The organism is Sphingobium sp. DN12, from assembly GCF_051058005.1.
In the GTDB taxonomy this organism is placed as follows: domain Bacteria; phylum Pseudomonadota; class Alphaproteobacteria; order Sphingomonadales; family Sphingomonadaceae; genus Sphingobium; species Sphingobium yanoikuyae.
On record NZ_CP173720.1, the window covers coordinates 1 to 14,276 of the forward strand.

At 64.3% G+C, this 14,276-nt stretch carries 13 protein-coding genes and 1 pseudogene; 10 read left to right on the top strand and 4 right to left on the bottom strand.

What is annotated here, in order from left to right:
* The first annotated feature begins 15 nt into the window (after positions 1-15).
* Entirely contained in the window at positions 16-1,509 is a 1,494-nt protein-coding gene (gene istA / locus ACI6S0_RS26560; protein ID WP_228168055.1) for an IS21 family transposase, read from the top strand.
* Positions 1,506-2,273, top strand: coding sequence for an IS21-like element ISSsp5 family helper ATPase IstB (gene istB, locus ACI6S0_RS26565; RefSeq protein WP_228168054.1), 768 nt, complete (start codon positions 1,506-1,508; stop codon positions 2,271-2,273). The genes istA and istB (ACI6S0_RS26565) overlap by 4 nt, the downstream gene beginning before the upstream one ends.
* Before the next feature lie 88 nt (positions 2,274-2,361).
* On the opposite strand, the pseudogene ACI6S0_RS26570 reads toward istB (ACI6S0_RS26565), so the two are convergent.
* Positions 2,362-2,676, bottom strand: a pseudogene (locus ACI6S0_RS26570) (recombinase family protein); the annotation flags it as partial.
* Here ACI6S0_RS26570 and ACI6S0_RS26575 point away from each other — a divergent pair.
* Positions 2,675-3,790: a DDE-type integrase/transposase/recombinase gene (locus ACI6S0_RS26575; protein WP_010409293.1), complete on the top strand. Its 1,116-nt coding sequence runs from the start codon at positions 2,675-2,677 to the stop codon at positions 3,788-3,790. The pseudogene ACI6S0_RS26570 and the gene ACI6S0_RS26575 overlap by 2 nt on opposite strands.
* Entirely contained in the window at positions 3,787-4,632 is an 846-nt protein-coding gene (gene istB / locus ACI6S0_RS26580) for an IS21-like element helper ATPase IstB (RefSeq protein ID WP_006949666.1), read from the top strand. Before ACI6S0_RS26575 ends, istB (ACI6S0_RS26580) begins: the two co-directional genes overlap by 4 nt.
* Before the next feature lie 54 nt (positions 4,633-4,686).
* On the opposite strand, the gene ACI6S0_RS26585 is transcribed toward istB (ACI6S0_RS26580), so the two are convergent.
* From ACI6S0_RS26585 to ACI6S0_RS26595, 3 genes are all read right to left on the bottom strand, one after another.
* Positions 4,687-5,295, bottom strand: coding sequence for a TetR/AcrR family transcriptional regulator (locus tag ACI6S0_RS26585; RefSeq protein WP_228168052.1), 609 nt, complete (start codon positions 5,293-5,295; stop codon positions 4,687-4,689).
* 121 nt (positions 5,296-5,416) lie between these two features.
* Positions 5,417-6,616: an MFS transporter gene (locus tag ACI6S0_RS26590; RefSeq protein ID WP_228168051.1), complete on the bottom strand. Its 1,200-nt coding sequence runs from the start codon at positions 6,614-6,616 to the stop codon at positions 5,417-5,419.
* A 59-nt stretch (positions 6,617-6,675) separates the two neighbouring features.
* Positions 6,676-7,443: an IclR family transcriptional regulator domain-containing protein gene (locus ACI6S0_RS26595; RefSeq protein ID WP_228168050.1), complete on the bottom strand. Its 768-nt coding sequence runs from the start codon at positions 7,441-7,443 to the stop codon at positions 6,676-6,678.
* 105 nt (positions 7,444-7,548) lie between these two features.
* Here ACI6S0_RS26595 and ACI6S0_RS26600 point away from each other — a divergent pair, with 105 nt between their 5' ends.
* From ACI6S0_RS26600 to ACI6S0_RS26625, 6 genes are read left to right on the top strand one after another with little or no spacing between them, the layout of a single operon-like run.
* Positions 7,549-8,787: an aromatic ring-hydroxylating dioxygenase subunit alpha gene (locus ACI6S0_RS26600; RefSeq protein WP_434406037.1), complete on the top strand. Its 1,239-nt coding sequence runs from the start codon at positions 7,549-7,551 to the stop codon at positions 8,785-8,787.
* A complete protein-coding gene (locus tag ACI6S0_RS26605) occupies positions 8,784-9,260 on the top strand; it encodes an aromatic-ring-hydroxylating dioxygenase subunit beta (protein WP_228168048.1) in 477 nt (158 codons plus the stop codon). The genes ACI6S0_RS26600 and ACI6S0_RS26605 overlap by 4 nt, the downstream gene beginning before the upstream one ends.
* A complete protein-coding gene (locus ACI6S0_RS26610) occupies positions 9,257-10,270 on the top strand; it encodes a 4-hydroxythreonine-4-phosphate dehydrogenase PdxA (RefSeq protein ID WP_228168047.1) in 1,014 nt (337 codons plus the stop codon). The genes ACI6S0_RS26605 and ACI6S0_RS26610 overlap by 4 nt, the downstream gene beginning before the upstream one ends.
* A complete protein-coding gene (locus tag ACI6S0_RS26615; RefSeq protein WP_434406033.1) occupies positions 10,267-11,277 on the top strand; it encodes a 2Fe-2S iron-sulfur cluster-binding protein in 1,011 nt (336 codons plus the stop codon). Before ACI6S0_RS26610 ends, ACI6S0_RS26615 begins: the two co-directional genes overlap by 4 nt.
* Positions 11,278-11,326: 49 nt before the next feature.
* Complete coding sequence (locus ACI6S0_RS26620; protein ID WP_228168046.1) at positions 11,327-12,697, top strand: MFS transporter; 1,371 nt, start codon at positions 11,327-11,329, stop codon at positions 12,695-12,697.
* Positions 12,690-14,246, top strand: coding sequence for an alginate export family protein (locus ACI6S0_RS26625; RefSeq protein WP_228168045.1), 1,557 nt, complete (start codon positions 12,690-12,692; stop codon positions 14,244-14,246). Before ACI6S0_RS26620 ends, ACI6S0_RS26625 begins: the two co-directional genes overlap by 8 nt.
* The last annotated feature ends 30 nt before the right edge of the window (positions 14,247-14,276 follow it).

Sequence of the window (14,276 nt, forward strand, 5' to 3'; positions counted from 1 at the left end):
GTGGGGATCTACAGCGTGGAACTTTATCTTCAGGTCCGTTTGGCTTGCGCGGATGGCATGAGCCAACGGGCGGCGGCGAAGCGTTTCAATGTGTCGCGCGATACGGTGCGCAAGATGCTGTCGTTTTCATCGCCACCGGGTTACCGGCGTCAGTCTGTACCGCAGCGCCCGAAGCTGGACGGGTTTGTAGCGATCATCGATGGATGGCTTGAAGGTGACCGCGGCGTCCCGCGCAAACAGCGGCATACGGCGAAGCGGGTATTCGACCGCTTGCGCACCGAGCATGGTTTCACCGGCGGCTATACGATCATCAAGGATTACATCCGGGAGCGCGAGCAGCGCAGCCGGGAGATGTTCGTGCCGCTGGCGCACCCGGCGGGAGATGCGCAGGCCGATTTCGGGGAAGCGCTGGTGGAGATCGGCGGGGTGGAGCAAAAGGCCTACTTCTTCGCGCTCGATCTACCGCACAGTGATGCCTGCTATGTGCGGGCCTATCCGGCGGCAGTGGCGGAAGCCTGGGTGGACGGACACGTTCATGCCTTTGCGTTCTTCGGCGCGGTGCCGCGCTCGATCGTCTACGACAACGATCGCTGTCTTGTGGCGAAGATCCTGCCAGACGGCACGCGCAAGCGTGCCACGCTGTTCAGCGCTTTCCTGTCGCATTACGTGATCCGCGACCGCTATGCCCGCCCGGGCAAGGGGAACGAGAAAGGCAATGTGGAAGGGCTGGTTGGTTACTGCCGCCGCAATTTCATGGTGCCGATCCCGAAGTTCCCGACCTGGGAGGCCTTCAACCTGTGGCTGGAGGAGCAATGCCGCAAGCGCCAGCAGGACAAGGTGCGCGGGGAGAGCGAGACGATCGGTGAGCGCTTGCAACGCGATCTCGCGGCCATGCAGCCTCTACCCGCTACACCCTTCGAGGCCTGCGATCAGGCGGGCGGGCGGGTCTCCTCGCAATCCCTGGTGCGCTACAAGACCAATGATTATTCGGTTCCGGTGGCCTGGGGCCATCAGGAGGTCTGGATCAGGGCCTATGTCGATGAGGTGGTGATCGGCTGCCGCAGCGAAGTCATCGCCCGTCATCCTCGTTGTTATGCCCGCGAGGAGGTTATCTTCGACCCGCTCCATTATCTCCCGCTGATCGAGCAGAAGATCAACGCATTCGACCAGGCTGCCCCTTTGCAGGGCTGGGATTTGCCCGAAGCGTTCACGACACTGCAGCGGTTGATGGAAGGCCGCATGCACAAGCATGGCAGGCGTGAATATGTACAGGTGCTGCGCCTGCTGGAAACGTTCACCGTCGCCGATCTCCAGGCGGCGGTGGAACAGGCCATTGATCTTGGCGCCATCGGCTTCGATGCCGTCAAGCACCTCGTCCTGTGCCGGGTCGAACGCGTACCGCCCAGGCTGGACCTGGACGTCTATCCCTTCCTGCCACGCACCACGGTCGAGAAGACTTTTGCCAGAGCCTATCTGAGCCTGCTCTCCGACCAGCAGGAGGCCGCATGAGCGATCAGGCCCCGGAGATCCTTCTCGCTCACAATCTCAAGGCGCTCAAGCTGCCTACGTGCCTGCGAGAGCATCACAAGCTCGCCCGGCAATGTGCCGCCGAAGGCGTCGATCATATCCGCTTCCTCGCCCGTCTCGTCGAGATGGAGATGATCGACAGGGAGCGTCGTATGGTCGAGCGGCGCATCAAGGCCGCGCGCTTCCCCGCCGTCAAAAGCCTCGACAGCTTCGACTTCGCCGTCATCCCCAGGCTCAACAAGATGCAGGTGCTCGAGATGGCGCGCTGCGAGTGGATCGAGCGGCGTGAGAACGCCATCGCTCTGGGACCATCGGGCACCGGAAAGACGCACGTAGCTTTGGGGCTCGGACTGGCAGCATGCCAGAAAGGGCTGTCGGTGGGCTTCACCACTGCGGCGGCGCTGGTCAGCGAAATGATGGAGGCGCGCGACGAGCGGCGTCTCCTGCGCTTCCAGAAGCAGATGGTCGGATACAAACTGCTCATCATCGACGAACTGGGCTTCGTACCGCTCTCCAAGACCGGCGCCGAACTGTTGTTCGAGCTGATCTCCCAGCGCTACGAACGCGGCTCCACCTTGATCACCAGCAACCTACCCTTCGACGAGTGGACCGAAACCTTCGGATCCGAGCGTCTCACCGGCGCGCTCCTTGACCGCCTGACCCATCACGTCAGCATCCTCGAGATGAACGGCGAAAGCTATCGCCTCGCTCACAGCCGGGCCCGCAAGGCTAAAATCAGACCCTGAAAAGCAAGCCAATGCGGGGGGAGTGGCCCTCGGGCTACGCCCTCACGCCACTCCCCCCGGGCATGTAACACGATGGCCTGGTTTTACGCCGCCCCATGGCCGACTTTTGCTCCGCCGTTGACATCATCGCGACCACCGACACGCGCCAGCCCGACAGCCGGTTGAGTGTATCGAGCAGGTCCTGGGTCGAACGCCCCCAGCGACTGAGTTCGGTAACGAGGATCGCATCGATATGGCGTGCCTGCGCCAGCTTCATCACCTCAGCCCGCGCCGAACGGTTTGCCTTCATGCCCGACGCGGTTTCGCGGAAGACCTCGACCACTTCATAGCCGCCACGCTCGGCAAAGCCGGCCAGGTCGCGGAGCTGCCGTTCGCACGACTGGTCGGCTGTCGAAACGGGCATGTCGGATTTCTTTGACGCCCGCGATCTGAAGGTCACCATCTCCGGCAATCCGAGCCCGCACCTGATCTATCACTTCGCGCTGGTCTATTCCGGGTGGGAGCATGCCGAGGTCGTGCTGGGAGGAGAAAGCTTCACGGCGCTGGCCTGCGGCCTTCAGAATGCGCTGTGGCAGCTTGGCGGCGTGCCGCACGAGCATCGCACCGATAGCCTCTCCGCGGCGTTCGCCAACCTGGAGCAAGATGCCCAGGAAGATCTGCGGACCCGCTATGCCGCCCTGTGCGCCGATTACCAGATGGAGCCCACCCGCAACAATCGCGGGGTCGCCCATGAGAATGGGTCCATAGAAAGCCGTCATGGTCACCTTAAGGATCGGCTCGATCAGGCACTCCAGTTGCGCGGGACACGTGACTTCGCCTCCATCGAGGACTGGCGCACGTTCCTCGCCCAGATCGTGGGCCGCCACAATGCCCGGCGGCGCGATGCCTTGCGCATCGAAGCTGAGCACCTGCGCCCGTTACCTTCACGCCGCAGCTGCGATTATGATGAAGCTACGGTGCTCGTCACCTCATCGGGCGGCTTCGTGCTGCGCAAGGTCTTCTACACCGTGCCTTCCCGGCTCATCGGCCATAGCCTGCGAGCCAGGATCTTCGATGACCGGATCGACCTTTATCTGGCCGGGCAGCCCATCGAGACCCTGCCACGCGGGAGGGCGCCCGATCGCGGACGGGGCGGTCATGACCACGTAGTCAATTATCGGCACGTGATCCACAGCCTGCGTACCAAGCCCCACGCGCTGGCAAACCTTGTCTATCGCGACAAGCTCTTCCCTCGCAGCGAATATCGCCGCTGCTGGGATGCTCTGGAGGGTGCGCTTCCCAAAGCCGCCGCATGCCGCAGCATGGTGGGGCTGCTGTGGCTTGCGCATGACCAGGCCTGCGAGGCTGAGCTCGCCGCGACCCTGACCGGCATACTCGATGGCCAGGGTTTACCCGATCTGAGGGATCTGCAGGAGCGCTTCCAACGCCCCGGCAAAGAGCCGGCCGATGTGGTCGTCGATATTCCCCAGCCTGACACATACGACGATCTGCTCACCGCCAGGGAGATGGCCGCATGAGCATCACTGTCGACACCGCCCAGCTGCCCATGTTGCTTGGCACGCTGCGTCTGCCCACCATTGCCCGTCTCTGGCCGGACTTCTGTTCACGAGCGGACAAGGAGGGGTGGCCGGCTTCGCGCCTGCTGGCAGCCTTGGCCGAACTGGAACTCGCCGAACGCGAACAACGCCGGATCCAGCGCCATCTTACAGAAGCACGGCTGCCTCCCGGCAAGACCCTGGATGCCTTCGACTTCAGCCTCGTTCCCACCTTGAGCAAGGCCCAGGTCATGGCTCTGACCCAAGGAGATGCCTGGCTCAAGGCGGGCCACAATCTTCTGGCATTTGGTCCGCCCGGTGCCGGCAAGAGCCACGCCGCAGCCGCCATCGGCAACGAGCTCGTCGCGCGCGGATACCGGGTCTTCTTCACCCGAACCACCGATCTCGTCCAGCGTTTGCAGGCCGCACGTCAGTCCCTGACCTTGACCCAGGAGATCGCCAGGCTCGACCGCTTCGACCTGCTCATCCTCGATGACCTGTCCTACGTCCGCAAGGACCAGGCAGAGACCAGCGTCCTGTTCGAACTCATCTCTGCCAGATACGAAAGGCGCTCCATCATGATCACCGCCAACCAACCATTCAGCGGTTGGGATTCCATTTTTTTGGATAAGGCAATGACTGTCGCTGCCATCGACAGGCTCGTTCACCACGCCACTATCCTGGAAATGAACGTCGAGAGCTATCGCAGGCGATCCGCCCTGGCCTCAGCGACATCGCTCCGCGACAGTGCTCCTGATCCAGCGACATCGCCCAGCGACATCGAAACCATGCCAGCGACATCGCTGCGCGACAACGCCTCTTGATCCAGGCCAACCTCGTGTGACACTATCCCCAACGTCACCGCTGACACATCACCATCAATGTCGCTGACCAGTCACCGACGATGTCGCGCTACACGCATCCACGCTTTCGCCATGGCGGATTGCCAGATCGCGCCAGAACGCCGTTTCAGCGAACATTTCCTCGCGCAGCGCCTCTTCGATAGCGGTCTGACCGCTGGCGACGGCCTCGTTCTCCAGTTCCTGCAAAAGTGCCATCACCATACGGCCGGTGCTCAACCGATCCTGCAACAGCGACGTGAACACGTGATCAAGCTCGGCCCACCTCGGGGCACCCTCTTCCTGTAAAGCGGCCTGCGACTGCCGCCAGCGGCTAGATACCGCGATAGCCTTGAACGCGATCTGCGCGATGAGCCGCTCGCGATTGCCGATGTGGTAATTGATTGCCGACGGGCTCATTCCTGTCTTTCGCGCCAGACTTCGTGCGCTGAGCGCTGCCAGACCGCTCTCTTCGGCAAGGTCATACGCGGCCGTGCCCCATGTTTGCAACAGAGCCTCCTCACGCAAGACAAAGGCTCGGTTCTTGCAGGTTCTTACCGCGCCGCTGCGGTGATCGCAGCGTCGATGGCCGGGCGGGCTCCCGCCACCGAGGGAGAAACGGGCCGCGTCGGGGTTAAAGGGTTGCATCGTGTCGAGCTGCCTGCACGCGGCGCGTCCGCTGCTCTCTATCCCTCGCCAAACCTCGAAGCACGAGCGCTATCTCACCGCCTCGCACCCCTGCCGCGCAGCGGCTTCGTGCGGTGGGTCATTACCGCCACCGTCCACCCAAGCTGGATATTGTAAGCAATGCGCAAGCGTAACAGCCCGCCACCAGCAACCACCCATACATGAAGTTGCCGGTCGAACTGAGCGGAATGCTCATCGCGAGCGGCCCAGATGCGAACCCCAGATACATGCCGGTGGCGATCGTGGCAGAGGTTGCGCCTGCTCGAGATGGAGGAGCCTCGCGGATGGCGCCGGCCATGATGATAACGTTGCTGCCGATGGCGGTTGCGCCGTGGAGCACGACGCCTACCCAGAGCAGAGCATGGACTGCGAGGATCTGCGCTAGCACTAGGCACGCTACGCCGCCAAACGCCACGGCCGCTAGGCGCAAGAGCAGTGTCGCAGCATCGCCGCCGCGTTCCATCACCTGGCCCCAGAATATGCGTGCGGACAGGCCCACGGTCCCGGCCAGCGCCACCGTCAGCCCGGCCATCACCTCACTGAAGCCAAGAGCCTCATGCGCGAAAAGGGGAAGGTAGACGTTGGTGGCTTGCAAGCCTGCACCCGAGAACATCGCATAACCGGCAAAACGCAGGACCAGTCCGTCGGGCGCGGAGGGCAAGAACGAGGGCTGGTCGTCACTGCGACGGGGAGGCGTCGTCGGGCCCTCGGGCGCGGCATGACGTCCCAAATACGAGCTTGACCATAGCAGCAACAAAAGCAGCGCAACGGCGAGCACCATGACGCTCACGCGCCAACCCGCCAGCGCTGCGGCCACCGGCACGATGAGCCCGGCGAGGGCTTGGCTGCATTGCACGCCTGATTGCTTGATCCCCATCCACCGTGCGCGCAGCCGTTTCGTCACGCGCGTGGCGATCACCCGGTTGGTCAGCGGATTGGACAAGGCATGGGCCGGACCGCTGATGATCGCCGCCGCCAAGGCCCACCACAGGTCGCGAGCCGCTGCGAGGATCAGGAACGACAAGGCAGCAAAGGCGAAGACGGTCGCGAGTTGCACGCGCACTGAGAGCCGGTCGCTTGCCCCGGCGAGCAACCGCGAGAACACGGTGGCGCTGACGAAGCTTGCCGTGGCGAAGAGTCCGAACTGCGCCGGATCGATCCGCAATTCGGAGGTTAGAAGCGGCCCAAGAACGGTCGCAGTGTAACTCACCATCGGCCCTGCCGCCATGATGAGCACGAGCACGATCAGGAGGCGTGGCTGTGCCGTACCATTGGCTGGCAAGCGCTGCTCCTCCGCCGCGTCCGATCCGTCTGACAATTCCGTTCTCACCCGGCCTGTTCTCACCCGCGGATGGCCGACGCGACGGCTTCCAGCCTGGGGAGATAGACACGCTTCATCTCGTCGAGGGTCACCCGGGATGCAGAGGTGCTGAGGCTACACGCGGCGATGATGTCTCCCGCCACGTTGTGGATCGGGACCGCCATGGACCGCATGCCCAGTTCCAGTTCCTCGTCGCTGAAGCTAACACCTTCCATCGAGGCCTGCCCGATGAGAGCCTTCAGCGCCGCCAGGTCGGTCACGCCCTTGGGAGTGCGCGCGACCGGCTTGATCCGGCCGAGATACTGGTCGACCTCCATGGGCTCTAGGCCCGACAGAAGGACGCGGCCGGTAGCGCTGCAATACGCCGGGATGCGCGCACCGAGCCGCACACCCGTGGACACGATCCGGTGCGCCTCCGCGCGCGCGATGAACAGCGACGCATCATTGTCGAGCACAGCAACCGATATCGGTTCGTTGAGCTCCTCGCACAATTGCTCGATCAGCGGCTGCGCCCGTTCGGCCAGGCCGGTGGCGTAGGCAGCAACGCCGCCTAGGCGGCGAAGGCGTGCGCGCGGGGCGAAATACTTTCCGTCGAACTCGACATAGCCCAGCCCCTCCAGCGTCAGCAGACAGCGACGTGCGGCGGCACGGGTCAGACCCGCGCCATTGGCCGCGTCCGAAACCGTGAGGCGGGGCCGTTCCAATCCGAACAGTTCGATAATCGCGAGCCCTTTCGCAAACCCTCCCATGATCTCGACCCGAGCACCGCCCCCGTCCGCACTTGACATCGTCGCTATCCCTCGTAAATGTAGTTCGAATAACGCACAGTATGTTCGGATAACGAACGATAGTCAAGAGAGGTCTGCATGGCCGTTGTTGAAAAAGAACTCGGGATGGCCTCGTTGAACGGCCCGGCCCAGTGGGCTCCCGATCAGCTGACACGGATCCCGTATTGGCTATTTCAGCGCGAGGATGTGTACGCGCGGGAGCAGCAGCGCATCTTCAAGGGCGACAGCTGGAGCTATTTGTGCCTTGAGGCCGAGGTCCCCGAGATCGGCGATTTCGTCGCGACCCGCGTCGGCGACCAGCCCGTGCTGGTTACGCGCGGGCACGACGACCAGATCTACGCTTTCGAGAACCGGTGTGCGCACCGCGGCGCGTTGCTGGCGCTGGTGGATCGCGGCAACGCGAAGGATTTCACCTGCGTCTACCACGCGTGGACTTACAGCCTGGAAGGCGACCTGACCGGGGTGGCCTTCGAAGGCGGGGTGAGTGGCGTCGGCGGGATGCCGGAAAGCTTCTGCAAGACCGCGCACAGCCCCCGCAAGCTTCGCGTGACCAACCTTCACGGCCTGATCTTCGGCAGCTTCTCCAACGACGTGCCCGCGATCGAAGAGTACCTGGGCGAGGAGGTGCTGACCCGGATCGAGCGCGTGCTGGGCGGGCGCAAGCCAGTGGTGATCGGCCGCTTTACTCAGATGCTGCCCAACAACTGGAAGCTCTATTTTGAGAATGTGAAGGACAGCTATCACGCGTCCATCCTCCACCTGTTCTTCACTACCTTCGAGCTCAACCGCCTTTCCCAGAAGGGCGGCATCATCGTAAGCCCGGACGGCGGTAACCACGTGAGCTACTCCGCGATCGACCCTGATGCCGAACGCGATCAGCACTATGCCGATCAGAACCTGCGGTCCGAGAGCGCATACCAGCTGAAGGACCCATCGCTGCTGGAAGGCTTCGATGACTTCGGCGATGGGGTGACGCTGCAGATTCTGTCGGTGTTCCCCGGCTTCGTGCTCCAGCAGATCCAGAACTCGCTTGCGGTGCGGCAGATCCTGCCAACTGGCACCAATCGAACCGAGCTGAACTGGACGTACCTGGGCTTCGATACCGATACGCCCGAGCAGCGGCGAGTGCGGCTGAAGCAGGCGAACCTGATCGGTCCGGCCGGCTTCGTCTCGATGGAGGACGGCTGCGTTGGCGGCTTCGTGCAGCGCGGTATCGCTGGCGCGCAGGAGGCGGCGTCGGTGATGGAGATGGGTGGTCACGACGCCCTGTCGAGCGCGAGCCGCGTCACCGAAGCGTCGATCCGCGGCTTTTGGAAGGCCTACCGCCGGGAGATGGCGCTTTGACCGAGATCGATAGCCTGTTCCGCCGGGTCGGTAGCTTTCATGCCCGCTACGCGCGCGTGATCGACGATGAGGGCGCACAGGGCTGGCCCGAGCTGTTCGCGCCAGAGTGCCTTTATGTTGTGACTACGGCAGCCAACCACCGCGCGGGCATGGAAGCGGGGCTCATATACGCCGACTCTCGCGGCATGCTCGAGGATCGCATCACCGCGCTCAACGAAGCCAACATCTACGAGCAGCACGTCTATCGTCACCTGATCGGCCAGCCGTCGATCAGCGTGGAGGCCGACGGGGCGATAACGAGCGAAGCCAGCTTCCTTGTCGCGCGCATCATGCGCACCGGCGAAACGGAGGTGTTTGCGACCGGCCGTTACCTTGACCGTTTTGTCGAGTGCGGTACCGACCTGCTGCTGCGAGAACGCATCGTGGTTTGCGACAGCAATCGCATCGACACGCTGCTGGCGCTGCCGCTGTGAACGACGGCGCGGTCCGTCGGATCGGGGTGACACTCGGCGATCCCAACGGCATCGGTCCCGAGATCGCCGTCAAGGCGGCACTCGCGGAAGCCGACGCACGGCTCCTTCTCATCGGTGACCCGAAGGTGGTGCAGCACTATGCCGCAGGACGGGCAGTGCGCGAGGTCGATCCCGCTTCGCCTCCGCCGGCCGAGCCTGGCGTCATCGATCTTGTGCCGGTCCGATCGCTGCCAGGCGATGCATTTGCGCCCGGGCGCTGCGACGCGGCATCGGGACGCGCGATGGTCGCCTACACGGAGCGCGCAGTCACGATGGCGCACGCTGGGCAGATCGATGCGATCGTCGGCGGACCGCACCACGAAGGCGCTGTGCACGCCGCGGGTGTTCCCTTCTCGGGCTATCCTTCGCTCATCGCGCGGCTGAGCGGTGCCCAAAGCGACGCAGTGTTCCTGATGCTGGTGGGTGGCGGGCTGCGGATCGTCCACGCGACGCTGCACGAGCGACTGGCGGACGCGCTGGAGCGGCTGGATACAGGGCTGGTAGTCGCGGCGGCCCAAGCTGCTGATGGTGCCTTGCGGCGGCTCGGCATCTTGCAACCGCGTATCGGCCTGTTCGGGATCAACCCGCACGCGAGCGAGGACGGGCTATTCGGAGACGACGATGCCCGAGTAACCATCCCTGCCGCCGCGGCGCTGCGCCGCTACGGGCTCGACGTGGTCGGGCCGACCGGCGCTGACCTCATCCTGGCGCGGGACGACTGTGACGCTTTCGTCGCGGCCTACCATGACCAGGGCCATATCCCCATCAAACTCCTGGCCGGACGCGAGGCCACCGCGTTGACGATCGGCGCGGACCTGATCTTCGCCAGCGTGGGTCATGGCAGCGCCCCCGATATCGCCGGGCGCGACATTGCGGACCCCTCAGCGATGCTGCGGGCGGTCAAGCTGATCGCCACTACGGGGCACCCGGCCGAGCATGCCCGCCCCACCGTTACCGGAGCCATGACTTGACCGACTACATCCACGTCGAAGGGCGGGACATCGCGATCCCGTTTGAGGATGGGCAGACGATCCTCGATGCCGCCGAAAAGGCTGGATACGCTCTTCCATATTCCTGCCGAAAAGGCGTCTGCTCGAGCTGCAAGGGCGGGCTCGTCTCGGGCGAGCTGATCATGGGTCGCCAATCCAGCCTGTCCGGCCGCCATGAGGACGTGCTCTACTGCATGGCCCATCCGCGCGGCACGGTCGAAATCGCGCCCAAGTGGATCGAAGCGCGGGAGGCTCCGGCGCGGCGGCGCTTCACCGCACGCGTACATCGCATCGATCGACCGGCGCCGGACGTCGCTATCGTGCACCTGCGGCTGCCGATCGGCCGGCGCATGCCGTTTCGCGCGGGGCAGTACGCCAAGGTGTTCCTGGAAGACGGCGAAAGCCGCAACTATTCGCTCGCCAATCCTCCCCACGACAATGACGTGGCGACCCTGCACGTGCGGCGCGTACCCGGCGGACGCTTCTCGGACCAAAGGCTGGCGTTGCTCGAACGGGGAAGTGAGCTCGATATCGAGCTGCCGTACGGCCTGTTCTCCATGAGCGCGCAGGAAGGCACGCCCGCCGTGATACTCGCTACGGGCACCGGCTTCTCTTCCATACGGTCCATGGTGGAAGACCTCGTGCGGCGGCGTCAGCGACGAGCGGTTCATCTGTTCTGGGGCGGCCGGACCATCGGCGACCTCTATGCGCTGGAGGAGGTGCGCCGTTGGGCAGAGCGGCACGCTTGGTTCGAGTTCACGCCCGTGCTGTCGCGCCCCGACGCCGGATGGGGAGGCGCGACGGGCCACGTCCATCGCGCCGCCTTGGCGCGCTATCCCGACCTTCGCGAGTACGAGGTCTACGCCTGCGGCAATCCGGGCATGATCGACGATGCGCGCGCGTTGCTGACCGGGTCGGCGGGGCTCGCGGAGGACAACTTCTACGCCGATCCCTTCGTGCCGGCGGGGGAGCCGGTGCCTCTGCCCTGAGCACGCCTCGTCCCGATGACGCCAAAATAAGAACACAAGGAGAGAGATAATGACGGCCCAAGCATCACCGTCGATCGCCACACTGATCGACGACAGACCGATGCGCCCGTCTCAGTGGATGACCGTGCTCATGTGCGGCCTGGTCATGTTCCTGGACGGGTTCGACACCCAGGCAATCAGCTATATGGCGCCGCATATCGCAGAGGAATGGGATCTGCCCCGCGCGATGCTGGGGCCGATCTTCTCGGCCGCGCTGGTAGGCCTGATGGTCGGCTACCTCTTCTTCTCACCCTTGTCGGATCGGTTCGGCCACAAGCGGATGGTGGTTTGGAGTACCGCCGCGTTCGCAGCATCGACCCTGCTGTGTCTGATCGCCGGCAACGTGACCACGCTGGTCCTCTTGCGGTTCCTGACCGGTGTGGGCCTAGGCGCAGCAACACCGAGCGCGGTGGCCCTCACCAGCGAATACAGCCCCAAGCGCTGGCGCGCCTCGTTCGTTCTCGCGATCTACTGCGGCTTTTCGCTCGGCTTCGTCGCTGCGGGGCTGGCGGCTGGCTGGTTGATCCCGGCGCACGGCTGGCGCTCGCTGTTTTGGATCGGCGCCATCTTGCCGCTTGCGCTCGTCCCAATCCTCTTCCTCTTCCTTCCCGAAGCAATCACGACGCTGACGCGACCCGGGGCCGACCGGGATGTGGCGCTCGCGCAGTTCCGGCGCCTTGATCCCGCTTTTCGACCCGAAGATCTTCCGCACGCGCCGGTGGGCGAAACAGGCGCGCGGCCGCGCGCGCCGCTGCGGATCATTCTTGCGTCCAACCTGCGGTTTGGCACGCTGCTGTTGTGGCTGGTGTTCGTCATCAACCTGGGCACGTTCTACGCGATGCAGAGCTGGATGCCGACGATCCTCACCGATCTGGGTTATCCGACTGGCACCGTCGTTGCTACCACCACGATTTTCACCGTCGGCGGGATCGTCGCCGCGCTGATCGTGGGGCCGCTGATGGACAGGGTAAGTCCATATTTGGCGCTGGCGGGACTATACGCCGCCGGCTTCGTATGTGTGGGTGCGATCGGGTTGCTGCTGGGGTCGGGCGCCGCGGCCTTGCTGGCCACCAGCTTCCTTGCCGGCATTTGCGTCAGCGGCGGGCAGAAGAGCGTGATCGCCCTTGCAGCGGTGTTCTACGATGCGCAAGTCCGCTCCACCGGCGTCGGCTGGGCACTGGGGATCGGTCGCGTCGGCGGTATCGGCGGCCCGCTGATCGTCGGGACGGCATTGGGCGCCGGCCTCTCTCCGCAAGGCGTGTTCTACATGTTGGCCGTGCCCATGCTGGTAATGGTTGCCGCCATGCTGATGTTGAGTGCGAACGCGCGGCGGGTACGCGCCGATGCGTCCCGCGCCGCGCAGGAGGCGCCGCATGGCTAAGCACGTCTCCGCCGTCATCGCCTTTTCGCTGCTATCCAGTGGCACGGCTTACGCACAGGACGAGAGAGCTGGGCAGGGCGCCCTCATCGTCGACCAGCCCGCCGCTCCCGTCACAGATGCACCCACCTCGAAAACCGTGGCACCGGTCCCTGCCGCGGGACCGGTGCAGCCCTCCGCGCCGACCAACCCCACCGAGCTCAATCGCTTTCCGCCTGAGGAAACTGGCTTCGGGGCAAAGGCGGGGCCGCGCTACTCGGTGTCGCGATGGAACGAGGATTGGTCGTTTTTGCGTGACCCGGGCAAGCGGCGCGACACCTTCGATCCAGTGAAATACATTCCTCTGAACGGGGAGGGCGACGCGTACCTGACCTTGAGCGGCCTCTCTCGCCTGCGCTACGAGACGTACAGCAATCGTGGGCTGCGCGAGACACCCGAGCAGGACAACCTGCTCCTGCGCACCATCGTCGGCGCCGACTTGCATCTGGGCAAATCCGTGCGGCTCTATGGCGAGTTGGCGAGCGGACAGCAGAGCGGCTCGTCGGCCGTCAACACCAATCAGCGTAACGACCTGATCGTGCAGCAATTGTTCGCCCAAGTGAGTGGCGAGATCGCCGGGCTGGACGCTGGCCTCATCGTAGGCCGGCAGCACTTCCTTGACGGCCCGATCCAGTTCGTGTCGACGCGGGAAAACACCAATATTCAAATCACATGGCAGGGCGTGCGCGCCTATGCCAGAGGCAAGCGCGCACGCGCCGACGTGTTCTCCTTCCGATCGGTCGAGCTCGGCGGCGGCGCGTTCGACGACCCCACCGGGGATCGCCGCTTTCGCGGCGCGCTAGCGAGCTTCGTCGTCTCGCCGGAGGCCGCCAAGAAGCCGCTGCTCGTGGATCCTTTCCTATTCTCCTCGCGCGAGACACGGACATGGGGCGGCCGGACCGGGCGGGAGCATCGCGACTTCTACGGCGTGCGCGTACACGGTGGGCTCGGAGCGGCATCGATCGACTGGACCGCGGCATACCAGAGCGGAGACTTTGCCGGGCGGCCGCTGCGTGCCTGGTCAGTTTTTACCGATCAATCTCTTGGCCTTGGAAGCGACGGGTGGAAGCCCAGGATTGGCTTCCACGCCGACGCGAGCTCGGGCGGCGGGGCATTTGGTACGGGAACATTGCGCAATGCAGACACGCTGTTCGGGGTGCTTCCGTATCTCAGCGACGGATTGTCTTTCGGCTTCATCAACCTCGTCGACGTGTCGCCGACCTTGAACTTCGCCCCCGCAAAGGGCGTGACGGTCCGGAGCGAATTCAACTTCCTGTGGCGCACCAATTCGTCCGACGCGGTCTACATGGGCACGAAGGTGCCTTACGCCGGGACCGAGCGTGTCACCGGAAGCAGCGTCGGCCAGCAAGCGAGATTGCGCGTCGCGTGGGTTCTGAACCCGCATGTCACGCTTGCCGGCACGTTCGAGCACGTGTTCGCCGGCGACGTGTTAAGGCGCGCAGGATACAAGGACAGCACGTTTACCGCGAGCCAGATCACGTTCAAGTTCTAAGCGTGCGCAGGTGAGGTAGCCTGCGCCACT